We start from the raw sequence: 15,749 nt of genomic DNA, 5'->3' as shown, positions 1-15,749 counted from the left end.
GGGAGGCGCGGTGAACATCCACTCGATCGACCTGAACCTGTTCCTGGTCTTCCAGGCCATCTTCGCGACCCGCAGCGTCACGCTGGCGGGCGAGCGGCTGGGCATGACGCAGTCGGCGGTGAGCAATGCGCTCAAGCGCATGCGCGAGCGCTTCAACGACGTGCTGTTCGTGCGCTCCGCGGAGGGCATGGTGCCCACGCCGCTGGCCGAACGGCTGATCGGCCCGGTGGAGGAAGGGCTTGCCGCGTTCTCCCAGGCGGTGGACCAGGGCCGCACGTTCGAGGCGGGCACCTCCGGGCGCCTTTTCCGCATCGCGGTCAACGACATCGGGCAGCTGGTGATGATGCCCCGGCTGCTGTCGCTCGCCCGTGGCCTAGCGCCGGGCATCCGTTTCGAGACGGTGGACGTGCCGCGCGCCGAGGCGCGCCAGCGCATGCTGCACGGCCAGATCGATGTCGCGCTGGGCAGTTGGGAGCCCATGGGTCCGTCGTTCTACCAGCAGCGCCTGTTCGACGAGACCTTCGTGGTGCTCGTGGCCCGCGCGTCCCCCCTGGGCACGCGGGACTCCATCACGCTGGACGACTACCTGGCGGCCGAGCACATCGCCTACCGGCCGCGCGGCACCACCGACCACCAGCTGCAGCAGGCCCTGGAGCGCGTGGGCGCGCTCGACCGGCGGCGCGTGGTGCTCACCGCCGCGCATTCGCTGGGCCTGTCGTCCATCGTCGCCACCACCGGGCTGGTGCTGACCGCGCCACAGCGCCTCGCGCAGGCCATGGTGGCTTCACGCTCCGACCTGCATATCCTGAATGCGCCGTTCGAGGTGGCGCCCTTCGAGATCAGCCAGCAGTGGCACGAGCGCTTCCACCAGGACAGCGGCAACCGCTGGCTGCGCGAGCTGATGTTCGGCCTGTTCCACGAGAAGTCGCGGCGGGCACCGGAGCCGGCGGGCTGAGGCCACGACAGATCCGGGGCCGGCAGGCCCTACTAGGCCGGCGGCCTGCCGTGGAATGCGGCGTCCAGCAGCCCGCGCAGCGCTGCCCGCTCCAGGGGCTGCGGATTCGGGTACGGCTGCGCGGCGGCCAGTTCCGCTGCCCGGTCGAGGCCGGATTCCGGCATGCCGATCTCCCGCAGCGAGAGCGGCGCGCCGTGCTCCGCGGCGAGCCGGTGCAGGCCCAGGGGCGCGTCGTCCGTGCCCAGCGCGCGCGCGATGCGCTCCATGGCCTGCGGGGCGGCGGCCGCGTTGTAGCGCATCGCATGCGGCAGGATGACGGAGTGCACCTCGGCATGCGGCAACCCGAAGCTGCCGCCCAGGGTGTGGCAGAGCTTGTGGTGAAGCCCCATGGAGACGGCCCCGAGCACCGTGCCGCAGAGCCAGGCGCCGTACAGGGCCTGGCTGCGCGCGGACAGGTCCCGCGGGTCCGCGCGCAGCGGCTGCAGCGCGGCGGCGCAGGCGCGGATGCCTTCCTCGGCCATCAGGGCGGTGACCGGGTTGCCGTCGTGGGCGTACAGGCCTTCGCAGGCATGGGCGATGGCGTTGAGCGTGCTGGTCACCGTGAGCGGCAGGGGCAGGGTGAGCGAGAGCGTGGGGTCGTACACCACCGTGCGCGGCAGCACGCGGGCATCGCGCCCGGTCTTTTTCAGGCCGGCCTCGGTGATGCCGTAGATCGGCGTCGCCTCGCTGCCGGCGTAGGTGGTGGGCACCGCGACGATGGGTAGGCCGCTTTCCAGTGCAATGGCCTTGCCCAGCCCGATGGTCGATCCGCCGCCCACGGCGAGCGCGCAGTCGGCCTCCAGGGCCGCCGCTTCCGCCCGGGCCCGGCGGGCCACCTCGATGGGCACGTGCATCTCTGCGCCGTCGAAGATGCCTGCCACCCGTCCGGGCAGGCGCTGCGCGACGGCCTCGGCCTGCCCGCGCTGGTTCGGCGTGCACATCACCAGGGCGCGCCGCACACCCAGGCGGTCCAGTTCCCCGGGCAGGCGGTCGAGGCTGCCGGCGCCGAAGACGATGCGCGACGGACTGGCCGCGTAAGAGAAGGACAGGGGTGTCTCCGTCATCGCCGTGCCTGCTGCTCTGTGGGAGAGGGGTTCAGCACGAAGTCGTAGTCCAGCGTGTGGAAGGGCGTGTCCATGCGGGTGCCGTCGGGGGCCGTGCCGGGATCGTGGGGCTTCCAGTCGGCCACCAGGGACGAGCGCACGCCGAACACCGCGTCCGATTCCAGGTACTCGCCACCCTCGCGGAACACATGGGTGACCAGCGTTTCGTAGCCCGGCGCCTGGATCATGAAATGCAGGTGCGCGGGGCGCCACGGGTGCCGCCCCGTGCGCTCCAGCAGCTGGCCCACGGGGCCGTCGTGCGGAATGGGGTAGGGCACCGCGAGGATGGACCGGAAGTGGTAGCGCCCGTCCGCCTCGCTGGCCAGCCGGGCCCTGCCCTCGGCGTGGTCCAGGCCGGGGCGCTGCACATCGTAGGTGCCGTCCTCGTCCGATTGCCATACGTCGATGGTGGCGCCGGCCACCGGCTCGCCGCCGATGCCGCGCACCGTGCCGCTCACGAAGCACGGCTGCCCGTGCGCGCCATGGGCGATGTCGTCGCCGTTGCGGACCACGGGCGCATCGGGCACGTAGAAGGGACCGAAGACGGTGGCTTCCGTGCAGCCCGCGGGGCGGCGGTTGTTCTGCGCGGTGACCAGCGTGGACAGGCCCAGCACATCCGAGAGCAGGATGAATTCCTGCCGCCGGTCGTCGGTGATGTGCCCCACGCGCGTGAGGAAGTCGATGCCCTGCGCCCATTCGGCCTCGGTCAGCTCCACCTCCCGCGCGAAGTCGTGCAGGTGCCGCACCAGGCTGTCGAGCACGCGGCGCAGCCGCGCATCCTGCGTGGCGGCCTGCACTTTCAGCACGGCCTGGGTGATGGTCCATTCGTCGATGTCGATCATGGGGCCTTCCTCGCTGTGTGTCGTGTCTCAACCCTGCGGCAGCTTGAACAGCGACAGGGCGTTGGTGCGGCCGATCTTGAGGCGGTCGGCCTCGCTGATGGCGGCGTCGTCGAACCAGTGCGCGGCGTGGTCCACGTTCTCGAAGGGCCAGTCGGTGGAGAACAGGATGCGGTCCGCGCCCACTTCGAGCAAGGCGTCGATCAGCGTCTGCGTGCGGAAGTTGCCCGAGGTGGTCAGGTAGAAATTCTCGTGGAAGTAGTCGCACAGTTTGCGCTTCGCGGGATAGCCCTTGGGCATGTCCACCCAGGCGTTACGGTGGTCCACGCGCCACATGTTGTAGGGCAGGCCTTCGCCCAGGTGGCCGAGGATGATCCTGAGGCCCGGGTGCCGGTCGAACAGGCCGCTGGCCATGAGGCGCAGCGCATGGACGGCGGTTTCCTGCGCGAAGGCCCAGGTGGGGCCCATCAGCCAGGGATGGCCCTGGTAGATCTGCGCCCAGCTGGCGATGGGGTTGCGCGGGTGCAGGTAGAAGGGCGCGTCCAGCCGTTCCACGGCCCCCCAGAAGTCGCCGTACTGCGGCGCGTCGTAATAGACCACGTTCTCGGGCGTGCCGACCTGCGAGAAGCCGTTGACCAGCGCGCCGCGGAAGCCCAGGTCCTGCATGCAGCGCTCCAGCTCGCGCGTGGCGAGGTCGGGGTCCTGCATGGGCAGCGCCGCGAAGGCCTGGAAGCGGTCCGGCCGGCGGGCCACCTGCTCGGCCAGGAAGTCGTTGGCGCGCACGGCGATCTCCACGGCCTTGTGCGTGTCGGGAATCGCCTGCACGGCGGGCGCGTTGAGCGACAGGATCATCATCTCCATGCCGTTCTCGTCCATCTCGCGCAGGCGGCGCTCGTGGATGTCCAGCAGGCGATGGCTCAGCTCCTTCCAGTAGTCGCCGGGCACGAAGCCGGCCGAATCCTGCAGCGTCTCCGGAATGGCGAAATGTTCTTCCAGGCCGATCTTTCCCTGCATGTCCTGTCTCCTTTGCGGCGCTGCGCGCGCCCTGTGATGGATGAATGAACGGAATGTAGGGAGCGCTGGCCGGCGGGTCGAACGAAATTCCGTGATAGCGCGCATTCACCAATCGCATGGGGCCCCGGCGGCCGGGCAGGCCGGAGTGGTCCCATGGGAAGACCCGCCCCATCATTTCCGTGGCGCATACAGGACATCCTGAAAATGCGTTGGACCCGGCGCTCTGCCGTGCAGAAGATCGGCGGGGATTCCAAAGACAACGCAACGGAGACAACGGACGTGCGCCCTATCGACCTCCACCAGCTGGCGGACACCGCCCGCTTCAACCGGTTCCACGCACTGGTGCTTTTCTGGTGCGCGCTGATCATCGTGTTCGACGGCTACGACCTGGCCGTCGTCGGCATCGCCCTGCCATCGATCATGGCCAAGATGGGCGTGGATGCCACCCACGCGGGCTTCATGGTGAGCTCCGCGCTGTTCGGCATGATGTTCGGCGCCATCCTGCTGGGCACCGTGGCGGACCGCATCGGGCGCCGCTGGGCCATCGTCATCTGCCTAGCGCTGTTCAGCGTCTTCACCGCGGGGGCCGGCCTGGCGCAGGGGCCGGTGTCGTTCAGCGCGATGCGCTTCCTCGCGGGGCTGGGCATCGGCGGAGTGATGCCGAGCGTGGTGGCGCACATGACGGAATACGCGCCCAGGAAGATGCGCGCGACCCTGGTCACGCTGATGTTCAGCGGCTACGCCGTCGGCGGCATGCTGGCGGCGCTGCTGGGCAAGGGCCTGCTGGAGAGCCATGGCTGGCAGTCGGTGTTCTTCGCCGCCGGCCTGCCCCTGCTGCTGGTGCCGTTCATCCTGAAGTCGCTGCCCGAGTCCATGCCGTTCCTGCTGGCCCGGGGCCGTACCGATGAACTGCGGCAGATCGTCGCCCGGCTGGACCCGGCCTACAGGCCGCAGGCCACCGACCGCTTCACCATCCCCGCGCACGAGAAGGCCGCCGCGGCGCCCATCCGCCAGCTGTTCAGCGACGGCCGGGGCTTCAGCACGGTCATGTTCTGGATCGCGTTCTTCATGTGCCTCTTCATGGTGTTCGCGCTCAGCTCATGGCTCACCAAGCTCATGGCCGGCGCCGGCTACAGCCTGGGCTCCGCGTTGAACTTCGTGCTGGTGATGAACATCGGCGCGGTGGTGGGCGCCGTCGGCGGCGGCTGGCTGGCCGACCGCTTCCACATCAAGTACGTGCTGGCCGGCATGTATGCGCTGGCAGCGGTGTCGCTCACGCTGCTGGGGCAGCCGGCTTCCACGCCCGTGCTGTTCGTGCTGCTCGGCCTGGCGGGTGCTTCCACCATCGGCACGCAGATCGTCGCGAACGCCTATGCCGGCCAGTTCTACCCCATGGCGGTGCGCGCCACGGGCCTGGGCTGGGCCCTGGGCATCGGCCGCAGCGGAGCCATCCTGGCGCCCATCCTGATCGGCATGCTCGTGGGCATGCGCCTGCCGCTGCAGCAGAACTTCGTCGCCATCGCGATCCCCGCGGTCATCGGCATGGTCGCGGTGCTGCTGATCCAGCACGGCCGGTCGGCGGCGGACGCCGTGTCCCGCGACGCGCTGCTGTCCAAGTGAAGCACCGATCCACCCGACATTCCCCTGGAGACGACGACATGAACAAGCACTCCCTTTCGGCCGCCCTGGCCCTCGCGGCACTGCAATGCGCCAGCGCGCACGCCCAGTCCGCCGTGACGCTGTACGGCACCGTCGATGCGGCGGTCACGCGGCGGCAGCTGTCCGGCGAAACCGCCGTGGGCGGCGTGACCAGCGGGGGGCTTTCCACCTCGCGCTGGGGCATCACCGGCACCGAGGACCTGGGAGGCGGGCTGCGCGCCCAGTTCGACCTGAGCTCGTTCATCCGGGTGGACACCGGCGATGCCGGGCGGTCCGCGACCGAGCCGTACTGGGCCCGTGCCGCCTGGGTGGGGCTCGCGTCGGTCACGGCGGGTTCCGTCCGCCTGGGCCGCATCCCCACCACCGGATTCCAGCAGGCCGTGCGGTTCAACCCCTTCGGGGATTCGGCGGTGCTCAGCCCTTTCCTTCTGCACAACTACCTGCCCAGCCCGTCCCAGTCCCTGATGACATCCGATGGATTCCTGGATTCCGGCTGGAGCAATTCGGTGGCCTACACCAGCCCCTCCTTCGCCGACGTGACGGCCAGCGTGCAATACGCGGCCCGCGAGGGTTCGGGCGCCGGCCGGCGGCTGGGCCTGGGCGCCATCTACGGCGCGCCCGCGTCGAAATTCTCCCTGGGGGTCAGCTACGAGAAGACCGGCGGCGCCGCGGCCACGTTCCCCCGCCGCAATCCGGTGTCCGATCCCGCTGCGGGCGTGGTCACCCTGCGGGACTTCACCAACGCCACCGTGGGGGCCAGCTACGACTTCGGCGCCGTCAGGCTGTTCGGCCAGTACCGCCATGCGCGCCTGGAAGGCACCGGTGGCAAGGTCCGCCTGGAGACGGCCCAGCTGGGTGCCGCGGTGCCCCTGGGCGCCGGCAAGGTGCTGGCCAGCGTGGCGCGCACGGAGAAGACCGAGGCGGCAGCGCAGGACCAGAACCGCACCTCCTTCGCGCTCGGCTACGACCACGACCTGTCGAAACGCACGGACGTGTACGTGGCGACGCTGTTCGACAAGGCCTCGGGCCTGGATCGCGGCACCACGCTGGCCGTGGGCATCCGCCACCGGTTCTGACCGTGCGGCCGCCGCGGCCGTCGCGGCGGTGGCAGGGCCCGGGGCTCAGCCCGGTGCGTCCTGTGCCGGAGCCTGCACCTGCATGCGCCCGCGCCCCGCGCGCTTGGCCTCGTAGAGGGCCGCGTCGGCCCGCGCCATGAGGTCCGCGAGCAGCGGGGCGGCGGCCGCGGTGCCGGGGGCCGGCAGGGTGGCCTCCAGGGTGGCGGCCCCCGCGCTGTAGCCGACCGGGAATCCCAGGGCCTGCGGGCCCTCGGCGGCCAGCCGCGCGCGCAGCCGGCGGTCGAAGCCCTCGGCGGCGCGGTCGCCCGGCGCATGCGCGAGCAGCACGGCGAACTCCTCGCCGCCGATGCGGCCCGCCACGTCGCCCGTGCGCGTCGCGTCCTGCAGCAGCCGCGCGAAGAACGCGAGCACGTGGTCGCCCGTGCCGTGCCCATGCGTGTCGTTCACGCGCTTGAAATGGTCCACGTCCAGCATCACGGCGGTGACGCGCAGGCCGTGCCGCAGCGCTTGCGCCAGCAGCGCGCGGCCCCGCACGTCGAAGCCGCGCCGGTTGAGCACGCCGGTGAGCGCATCCGTCTTGGCCAGCGCGCGCAGCTTGTTCTCGGCCTCGGTGCGCCAGGCGACGAGCAGGGCCACCGTGCCCAGCACCAGTGTCACGTTGGCGGCGACGGCGGCGGCGATGTTCACCGGGTGCGGCGTGCGGAAGCTCGGGTAGGCGTCGGTGAAGGCACCGAGCACGCCGCGTGCGCCCGTGAAGCCGGCCATGGCGACGAGGCAGGCGCACAGCAGCAGGCGCCAGTGCCGGGGCGACGGCCGCCAGGGCACGAGCGTGGCCCGCGCCACGGTGGCCAGCAGCACGGCCAGCAGCAGGTTGGCCCAACCCACGCGAAAGGGGTAGCTGCCGAAGCCGAGGGTGTAGCCGAGCGGTATCGCGGCGACGAGCCAGGGCAGCCACCGCCGCCCCGGCCGCGGCCCCAGCCATTCCTGCAGCGCGGCGAACAGCGCCCACTGGGCGGCCGCCGCGCTGGCGATGGAGAGTGTGGAGAGCGCCTGGTCCCACAGGTGGGAGGACGCGATGATCGCCGCCCAGGAGGTGGCCTGCAGCACCACGCTGGCCTGCGCGAAGCGCGCCGCACGGCTCACCTCCCGCCCCATGATGAGCGGCAGGGCCACCGAGAGCATCAGCAGGTTGGTGGCCGTGACGGCCAGCAGCGTGACGAAATCCAGCGCCATCGTGCGTTGTCGGCGCCGCGGCGCTCCGCTATTGGAAGGCGACTTCCGCGAAGCTGCGCAGCTTGCGGCTGTGCAGCCGGCTCACCCCGCCGGCGCGCAGGATGTCGATGGCGCGCATGCCGATGCGCAGGTGCTGGTCCACGCGCTCGCGGTAGAAGTGGTTGGCCATGCCCGGCAGCTTGATCTCTCCGTGCAGCGGCTTGTCGGACACGCACAGCAGCGTGCCGTAGGGCACGCGGAAGCGGAATCCGTTGGCGGCGATCGTCGCGCTTTCCATGTCCAGCGCCACGGCGCGGCTCTGGCTGAAACGCCGCTGGGGCATGTTGTCGGGCAGCAGTTCCCAGTTGCGGTTGTCGGTGCTGGCCACGGTGCCGGTGCGCATGATGCGCTTGAGCTGGTCCTCGGGCACCTGGGTCACGTCGGCCACCGCCTGCTGCAGCGCGAGCTGGATCTCGGCCAGCGCGGGGATCGGCACCCACAGGGGCAGTTCCTCGTCGAGCACGTGGTCCTCGCGGACGTAGGCGTGCGCCAGCACGTAGTCGCCCAGCTGCTGGCTGTTGCGCAGGCCCGCGCAGTGGCCCAGCATCATCCAGGCGTGCGGACGCAGCACGGCGATGTGGTCGGTGATGGTCTTGGCGTTCGAGGGGCCCACGCCGATGTTCACCATGCTGGTGCCGCTGCGGTCGGCGCGCACGAGGTGGTAGGCGGGCATCTGCGGCAGGCGCGGTGGCGGGGAGCCGAGGTCGTCGCCCGCCTCGGCGGGCAGGCCGGTGCGGCGCGTGACCACGTTGCCCGGTTCGATGAAGGCGACGTATTCGCTGTCGGGGTTCGCCATCTCGGCATGGCCCAGGCGCACGAATTCATCGATGTAGAACTGGTAGTTCGTGAACAGCACGAAGTTCTGGAACCACTCGGGCGCGGTGCCCGTGTAGTGGCGCAGGCGGTGCAGCGAATAGTCCACGCGCGGGGCGGTGAACAGCGACAGCGGCTGCGCCTCGCCCGCGCGCGGCTCCCAGGTGCCGTTGGCGATGCCGTCGTCCATGGCGGCGAGGTCGGGCAGGTCGAACACGTCGCGCATGAGCATGCGGCGCTGGGCCGAGAGGGTGCCCTCGATGTGGTCGTGCTCGGCGAACGAGAAGTGGATGGGGATGGGCTGGTTGCTGATGCCCACCTCCAGTTCGACGTTGTGGCTGGCGCGCAGCAGCCGGAACTGCTCGGCGTAGTAGCGCGCGAACAGGTCGGGGCGGGTGAGGGTGGTCTCGTAGCGGCCCGGCCCCTCCACGAAACCGTAGGCCAGCTGCGTCGCCGCGCGCGCCACCGTGGTGGTCTGCACCCGCACAAAGGGATAGAACGCCCGCACGTGGCCGTTCGGCGTCTCGCCGGCCACGAAGCGCTGCATGGCGTTTCTCAGGTGGCCGATCTGCTCCTGGTAGATGCGCTGGACCTGGGCCAGCGCGTCGGCGGGATCGGTGTGGAGGGTGGGCTCTGTGAATTCTGGGATCTGGGCCATGGGCGTATTGTCCACGCCCGCCGCATGGTGCGCCGGGAAAGGGGCCGGGCCGGGATAATCGGGCGATGCAACCCTCTCCCCCTTCCCCGGCTCCCCGGGCCGCCGCGGCGTCCGCGGGCTTCGACGCCCTCGGGCTTTCCCCCGAGGTGCTGGCCAACCTGCGCCAGCTCGGCTACGAGCGCATGACGCCCATCCAGGCGGCCAGCCTGCCGCCCGCCCTGCTGGGCCGCGACCTGATCGCGCAGGCCAGCACCGGCAGCGGCAAGACGGCCGCCTTCGGGCTGGCCCTGCTGGAGCGCCTCAATCCGCGCCGCTTCGCCGTGCAGGCGCTGGTGCTCTGCCCCACGCGCGAACTGGCCGACCAGGTGGCGGCCGAGATCCGCCGGCTGGCCCGCGCGCAGGAGAACATCAAGGTCGTCACCCTCTGCGGCGGCGTGCCGCTGCGCGGGCAGATCGCGAGCCTGGAACACGGCGCGCATGTCGTCGTCGGCACGCCCGGCCGCGTGATGGACCACCTGGAGCGCGGCACGCTCGACCTGGGCGCGCTGGCCACCTTCGTGCTGGACGAGGCCGACCGCATGCTCGACATGGGTTTCTCCGAAGACATCGCCCAGGTGGCGCGCCGCTGCCCGGACACCCGCCAGACGCTGCTGTTCTCTGCCACCTATCCCGAAGGCATCGAGCGGATCGCGCGGCAGTTCATGAAGGATCCGCAGCGCATCGCCGTGCAGGCCCAGCATGCCGAAGGCAAGATCGAGCAGCGCTGGTACGAGGTGCAGGAGCGCGAGCGCCTGCATGCCGTCTCGCAGCTGCTGAACCATTTCCGGCCGGAATCCGCCATCGCGTTCTGCAACACGAAGCAGCAGTGCCGCGACCTGGTGGAGGTGCTGCGCGCACAGGGGTTCAGCGCCCTTGCCCTGCACGGCGACCTGGAGCAGCGCGACCGCGACCAGGTGCTGGTGCAGTTCGCCAACCGCAGCTGCAGCGTGCTGGTGGCCACCGACGTGGCCGCGCGCGGCATCGACATCGCCGGGCTGCAGGCCGTGATCAACGTGGACGTGGCGCCCGACCCGGAGGTGCACATCCACCGCATCGGGCGCACCGGCCGCGCCGACGCGGAAGGCCTGGCGCTCAGCCTCGCGAGCCTGCCGGAAATGGGGCAGGTGGGGCGCATCGAGGTGCTGCAGGGCCGGCCTTCGGAGTGGCATCCGCTCTCCGGCCTCACGCCCGCGCCGGGCGGGCCGCTGCAGCCGCCCATGGCCACGATCCAGATCATCGGCGGCCGCAAGGAAAAGATCCGCGCGGGCGACGTGCTGGGCGCGCTCACCGGCGAGATGGGCTTCACGCGCGAGCAGGTGGGCAAGATCAACGTGAACGACTTCTCCACCTACGTGGCGGTGGAGCGCAGCGTGGCCCGGCAGGCCGCCCAGCGGCTCTCGTCCGGCCGCGTGAAGGGCCGCAGCGTCAAGGCGCGGCTGGTCGAGGACGGCGACGCCTGACGCGCCCCCCGCCTGCACACTCGCCACGCCCGTGTGAAACGCCTTGAGGAGACTGGCCCCATGACCGATGCCTCCCTGCCGCTGGCCGGCTCCGTTCCCGCCGGATGGGTCTCGCGCCGCGGCATCGTGCTCGGCGCCTCGGCCGGCGCGCTCTGCGCTCCCTGGGGCGCCAGCCGCGCCGCGCCCGTCGCGGGCGGGCGCCCGGTCACCCTGGTGGTGTCCTACCCCGCCGGCGGCGGCGCCGACCTCATGGCCCGCATCATCGCCCCGCGCATGGGCGAGGCCCTGGGCCAGGGGATGGTGGTGGACAACAGGCCCGGCGGCGGCGGGCAGGTGGCAGGGGCCTTCGTGGCGCGGGCGGCTCCGGACGGCGCAACGCTGCTGGTGGACGCCTCCTCGTTCGCCGTGAACCCGTCGCTTTATCCGAAGATGGCCTACGACATCGGCAGGGACTTCACGCCGCTGGCGGTGCTGGCCACCTTCCCGAACGTGCTCGTGTGCTCCGCGGATTTCCCGGCGCGCACGGTGCTGGACGTGGTCCGCATGGCACGCCAGCGGCCCGGGGCCATCGCCTATGCGTCGTCGGGCAACGGCTCGGCGCAGCACCTGGCCGGCGCCCTGTTCGAGCAGCGCGCGGGCGTGAAGCTCTCGCACGTTCCCTATCGCGGCGGCGGCCCGGCCATGAAAGACGTCATCGGCGGGCTGGTGCCGCTGTTCTTCGCCAACGTGGCGTCCGCCCTCAGCCATATCCGGTCGGGTACGCTGCGCGCGCTCGCGGTGACGGCGTCGGTGCGCGCCCGTTCGCTGCCCACGGTGCCGACCATGGCCGAGGTGGGCGTGCCCCAGTACGAGGTGCTGGAATGGAATCCCGTGCTGGCGCCGGCGGGGTTGCCGGCGGACACCCGGGAGGCCCTGGTGGGCGCCATCCGCAAGACGCTGGCCGATTCCGGGGTGCAGGCGCGGGTGCAGGCCCTGGGCGGCGACATGTTCGCCGATGCCTCGCAGGCGAGCGCCGGGAGGTTCATCCAGGCGCAGCAGGCGCAGTGGGCCCAGGTGGTCCGCGAGGGCAGGATCTCGGTGGGATGAGCGGCATGGGGGGAGCCTTTTCCCGCGGCATCTGGTGCGCCGGCGGGCCGGGAACCTGTACGCCTGGGGCTTCCGTGTCCGGATGACATGCCTCTCGGGCAGAATCCGGGCAGACTCTCCCGACGGCCATGACCCAGACCTTTTCGCTCCCGCCTTGCCGGCGCCGCACCGCACGCCACGGGGGCCGCGCATGAAGCCCCTGCCGCCGCGCACGCTGCTCTGGATCTCCGTCGGCGTGGCGTTCGCCACCATCGGCCTCAAGGGCGCCGCCTGGTACCTGACCGGCTCCGTCGGGCTGCTGTCGGACGCACTCGAATCGTTCGTCAACCTGGCGGGCGCCGTGTTCGCGCTGATGATGGTCACGGTGGCCGAACGCCCGGCCGACGGCGACCATCCCTTCGGCCACCACAAGGCCGAATACTTTTCTTCCGGCTTCGAGGGCATCCTCGTGCTGGGGGCGGCGCTGGCGATCCTCTGGGCCTCGGTGCACCGGCTGCTGGTGCCCGCGCCCATCGAGCAGCTGGGCTGGGGCCTGGCGCTGTCGGTGGCCAGTTCGGCCCTCAACGGGCTGCTCGCCTGGATGATGCTGCGCTCGGCGCGGGCGTACCGCTCCGAGGCGCTGGAGGGCGATGCCCGGCACCTGATCACGGACGTCTGGACATCGGCCGGCGTGGTGGCGGGCATCCTCGGCGTGATGGCCACGGGCTGGCTCTGGCTCGATCCCGTGGTGGCGATCGCCGTGGCGCTGAACATCATGCGGGAAGGCTCCCGCCTCGTCTGGCGCGCATCGCAGGGCCTGATGGACGAAGCCGTGGAGCCGCAGGAGCGCGCGGCGATCGACGCGGCGCTGGCCGCCTTCACCCGGCGCCAGCCCGGCGTGCATTTCGACCACGTGGCCACGCGCCGAGCCGGGCGCCGCCGGCACGTGTCCCTGCACCTGCACGTGCCGGGCGAATGGAGCCTGGCCGAGGCCGCGCGGCTGCGGGGCGCGGTGGAGCAGGCGCTGGTGGATGCCGTGCCCGGCCTGCGCGCCACCATCGAACTGCTGCCCACGGGCATGGAAGCCGTGGCCACCCCCATGGAAGACGACGAAACGAGGAGCCTGCACCCATGATGGGCCTGCTGCAGCGCGTGCGCGAGGCGCGCGTGGACATCGACGGAGCCACCGTGGGCCGCATCGGCCCCGGCCTGCTCGTGCTGGTATGCGCCGAACGCGGCGACACCGAAGCGCAGGCCGACCGACTCCTGGACAAGCTGCTCAAGCTGCGCATCTTCGCCGACGAGGCCGGCAAGATGAACCGCAGCGTGCAGGACACGGGCGGGGGGTTGTTGCTCGTGAGCCAGTTCACCCTGGCAGCCGACACGCGCGGCGGCAACCGGCCGAGCTTCACGCAGGCGGCCGCGCCGGAAGACGGCCGCCGGCTCTACGGCCATTTCGTGGAACGTGCCCGTGCCCTGCACCCGCTGGTGGAGACCGGGCGCTTCGCGGCCGAGATGCAGGTGCACCTCGTCAACGACGGGCCGGTGACGATCCCGCTGCGGATCGCCCCGCCGTCCAGTCCGGCAGGCTCTCAGTCCGAGTAGGGATCCGCGAAGCCCAGCTCCTGCATGATCGCCGTCTCGTAGGCCTCCATCTCGTCCGCGTCCTCGGCGCTGGTCTCGTGGTCCCAGCCCTGGGCGTGCAGGGTGCCGTGCACCAGCAGGTGGGCGTAGTGCTCGTGCAGCGCCTTGTTCTGCTCGCGCGCCTCGCGCTCGACCACCGGGGCGCAGAGCACGAGGTCGGCCATGACCACCGGCTCCTGCGCGTAGTCGAAGGTGAGCACGTTGGTGGCGTAGTCCTTGTGCCGGTACTCGCGGTTCAGGGCCTGGCCCTCTTCGGCATCGACGATGCGCACGGTGATTTCCGCGTCCAGCGAGAGCGCGTGGCGGATCCAGCGGACGACGGCATGCCGGGGCAGGGCGGCGCGGTGCGCCTCCACGCCGGGAAACCGCGCGAACTGCAGGGAGAGGGAAAGCTGGTTCAGGGCCATGGGAGCCTAGCGTCGTCGTATGTATTGAATGGTTCGCTATTTGATGCGAAAGCCGCCGACGGAACCCGGCGAAGCGGTTCTGGCGAGGCGCTGCATCGCAGGCTGCGCGGCGGAGTGCGCCGGGCGTCCCCCGGCTGTCGCGGGTGTGTCCAAGCGCGTCCAGCCATTTTGCCCCCGTGCCGCTGAAAAGTATCGATAGTTCGCTATGAAAAAAGAAGCGATTCCCGGCAGGGCCGCTCCCGCCCATCGGTGCGGCTGCCCGGCACCGTTACACGCCGTCACCACGCTGCCGCTCCATCCCTCCGATCCCTGGCGCTTTTGCCCGGAGAATCCGGCCCCGAAAATAAGCAGAGGGAAGGGCGATGGACCCTATTGTTCAGGTCGATAGACAGAAGCTTCGCGCGGAACTCGAAAAGAAACTGCCGCCCAGGGTCCGGCGCTTCCGGCTCGATGAGATTCCGGGTGTAATGCGCTCGCACCTGGGGTGGCCGGTGGCGGCGGCGCTGATGGAGCGGTGGTTCAGGGGCGTGGGGTTTGCGATCAACCTGCCGATCAAAATCAGCAAGTCGCCAAACAAGCTACTCCAGTTGCCTGCCTCGCAATTGGAAGAAAACGTGGTCACCATGGGCTGGGCCCTGGGCTTTTCCCGTGTGCGGGCCGCCGTGTCCCAATTGCAGGCGCGGTGGAACAGCCCTGCGGGGATGGTGGAGCTAAAAAAACGGGTTGAACAGCAGACGATTGGTAAAACCCCGCCCTGGCGCTTTGGCGATCTGAATCAGCCGGCCAAGATCCTGGACGACACCTGCCAGGTGAATTTCCTGAACGTAGGCCGATTCGGCGACCCCCTGGACGACTTCTACGGCGCCATGGGCGAGGCCACGCTCAAGATCGCGGTGTCGGGCCTGGTGACGCCCAGGGGGCGCGGCAAGGTGTCCATCGCGATCGACGAACTGGCCTTCTACCTGCGCGATTCCTATGACTTCAACGACGATTCCTTACTGTCGCAGCCGCTGGGCTTCTGGGGGCCTCTCGGCGTGAAGCGTTCCCCCCGGTCCGCGATGGACATTCCCCTCGGCGAGCAGTGGATGTACGCCGATGCCGACGGCGCGGGCCGCCAGAGCTATCTGGTGCAGAACCGACATTTCCGGCAATGGCGCGCCCTGCATGGTCGGGGCGGGGATTTCATGGTTGTCTCCGATGTGCACCGCGTGCGCCTCGCGTTCCCGATCACGCTGGAGTGGTGATGAAACTGTCCCGACTCAAGAACGTGCCCTGCATCGTCTGGTGCCTGGCGCTGCATGCCTGCGTGGCGCTGGGCTGGTATGCGACCCGGTCGACGCTTTTCACCATCGACAACAGTCCCCATGATGTCTACCGGCTGGAGACTTATCACGCATCGCCGTGGCAGCGCATCGTGCATTACGACCAGAAGTACCCGGCCATCTTCCGCCTGTACCGGGTCGAGCCTAGAGAACTGCTGGGAGAAAGCGAGGTGGTCGATCTCATCGGCGGCGGCGACGTCAGTTGGCATCTTGATCCGCCCGTGCAATTCAATACAGTCTATGCCGGGAGCGTCATGTTTGAAAACATCCCACCGGAATGCACGGAGGCGGCGCGGATACCGAGTTGCCCCCGCACCCAGCCTGCGGAATGAACACTTTCGCCAAGCGTCCTGAGCGCCTCGCGTTCCCGATCACGCTCGAGTG

At 70.3% G+C, this 15,749-nt stretch carries 15 protein-coding genes; 9 read left to right on the top strand and 6 right to left on the bottom strand.

Annotated features, from left to right (window positions below):
- Positions 1-10 precede the first annotated feature (10 nt).
- Positions 11-955: a LysR family transcriptional regulator gene (locus tag T336_RS0112835; protein WP_026432848.1), complete on the top strand. Its 945-nt coding sequence runs from the start codon at positions 11-13 to the stop codon at positions 953-955.
- Positions 956-987: 32 nt separating this feature from the next.
- Here the strand turns inward: T336_RS0112835 and T336_RS0112830 are convergent, their stop codons facing one another.
- Genes T336_RS0112830 through T336_RS0112820 form a run of 3 tightly spaced genes read right to left on the bottom strand, consistent with a single transcriptional unit; the run spans position 988 to position 3,950 of the window.
- On the bottom strand, positions 988-2,058 hold the full coding sequence (locus T336_RS0112830; RefSeq protein WP_035225929.1) for a maleylacetate reductase: 1,071 nt from the start codon (positions 2,056-2,058) through the stop codon (positions 988-990).
- The gene (locus T336_RS0112825; protein WP_026432846.1) at positions 2,055-2,939 is read right to left on the bottom strand and encodes an intradiol ring-cleavage dioxygenase; all 885 of its coding nucleotides are present in this window, start codon (positions 2,937-2,939) and stop codon (positions 2,055-2,057) included. Before T336_RS0112825 ends, T336_RS0112830 begins: the two co-directional genes overlap by 4 nt.
- Before the next feature lie 27 nt (positions 2,940-2,966).
- Complete coding sequence (locus T336_RS0112820) at positions 2,967-3,950, bottom strand: amidohydrolase family protein (protein ID WP_026432845.1); 984 nt, start codon at positions 3,948-3,950, stop codon at positions 2,967-2,969.
- Positions 3,951-4,229: 279 nt separating this feature from the next.
- Here T336_RS0112820 and T336_RS25140 point away from each other — a divergent pair, with 279 nt between their 5' ends.
- A complete protein-coding gene (locus T336_RS25140) occupies positions 4,230-5,570 on the top strand; it encodes an MFS transporter (RefSeq protein WP_035225961.1) in 1,341 nt (446 codons plus the stop codon).
- A 38-nt stretch (positions 5,571-5,608) separates the two neighbouring features.
- Positions 5,609-6,685 carry a porin gene (locus tag T336_RS0112810; protein WP_026432844.1) on the top strand — a complete coding sequence of 359 codons (1,077 nt, stop codon included), beginning with the start codon at positions 5,609-5,611 and terminating at the stop codon, positions 6,683-6,685.
- A 45-nt stretch (positions 6,686-6,730) separates the two neighbouring features.
- On the opposite strand, the gene T336_RS0112805 is transcribed toward T336_RS0112810, so the two are convergent.
- Both T336_RS0112805 and T336_RS0112800 read right to left on the bottom strand, forming a co-directional pair.
- Positions 6,731-7,918, bottom strand: a complete 1,188-nt coding sequence (locus T336_RS0112805; RefSeq protein WP_026432843.1) for a GGDEF domain-containing protein — start codon at positions 7,916-7,918, stop codon at positions 6,731-6,733.
- A gap of 28 nt (positions 7,919-7,946) precedes the next feature.
- A complete protein-coding gene (locus T336_RS0112800; protein ID WP_026432842.1) occupies positions 7,947-9,428 on the bottom strand; it encodes an AMP nucleosidase in 1,482 nt (493 codons plus the stop codon).
- A 65-nt stretch (positions 9,429-9,493) separates the two neighbouring features.
- On the opposite strand from T336_RS0112800, the gene dbpA reads away from it, so the two are divergent.
- The 4 genes from dbpA (at position 9,494) to dtd (ending at position 13,597) form a co-directional block, all read left to right on the top strand.
- Positions 9,494-10,927, top strand: coding sequence for an ATP-dependent RNA helicase DbpA (gene dbpA, locus T336_RS0112795; protein WP_026432841.1), 1,434 nt, complete (start codon positions 9,494-9,496; stop codon positions 10,925-10,927).
- A gap of 60 nt (positions 10,928-10,987) precedes the next feature.
- Positions 10,988-12,013, top strand: coding sequence for a tripartite tricarboxylate transporter substrate binding protein (locus T336_RS0112790; protein WP_026432840.1), 1,026 nt, complete (start codon positions 10,988-10,990; stop codon positions 12,011-12,013).
- A gap of 190 nt (positions 12,014-12,203) precedes the next feature.
- On the top strand, positions 12,204-13,127 hold the full coding sequence (locus T336_RS0112785) for a cation diffusion facilitator family transporter (protein ID WP_019700464.1): 924 nt from the start codon (positions 12,204-12,206) through the stop codon (positions 13,125-13,127).
- Positions 13,124-13,597, top strand: coding sequence for a D-aminoacyl-tRNA deacylase (dtd, locus tag T336_RS0112780; protein WP_026432839.1), 474 nt, complete (start codon positions 13,124-13,126; stop codon positions 13,595-13,597). Before T336_RS0112785 ends, dtd begins: the two co-directional genes overlap by 4 nt.
- Here the strand turns inward: dtd and ybeY are convergent.
- The gene (gene ybeY, locus T336_RS0112775) at positions 13,585-14,043 is read right to left on the bottom strand and encodes an rRNA maturation RNase YbeY (protein WP_026432838.1); all 459 of its coding nucleotides are present in this window, start codon (positions 14,041-14,043) and stop codon (positions 13,585-13,587) included. The two genes, dtd and ybeY, sit on opposite strands and share 13 nt — an antisense overlap.
- Before the next feature lie 362 nt (positions 14,044-14,405).
- On the opposite strand from ybeY, the gene T336_RS0112770 reads away from it, so the two are divergent.
- Positions 14,406-15,287 carry a DUF6402 family protein gene (locus T336_RS0112770; RefSeq protein WP_026432837.1) on the top strand — a complete coding sequence of 294 codons (882 nt, stop codon included), beginning with the start codon at positions 14,406-14,408 and terminating at the stop codon, positions 15,285-15,287.
- Positions 15,287-15,697, top strand: coding sequence for a hypothetical protein (locus T336_RS0112765; protein ID WP_026432836.1), 411 nt, complete (start codon positions 15,287-15,289; stop codon positions 15,695-15,697). Before T336_RS0112770 ends, T336_RS0112765 begins: the two co-directional genes overlap by 1 nt.
- Positions 15,698-15,749: the final 52 nt, after the last annotated feature.

This window comes from Paracidovorax oryzae ATCC 19882 (genome assembly GCF_000687165.1).
GTDB classification, from domain to species: Bacteria; Pseudomonadota; Gammaproteobacteria; order Burkholderiales; family Burkholderiaceae_C; genus Paracidovorax; species Paracidovorax oryzae.
The sequence above is the reverse complement of the archived record's forward strand: the minus strand, read 5'-3'. Positions and strand labels throughout refer to the sequence as shown.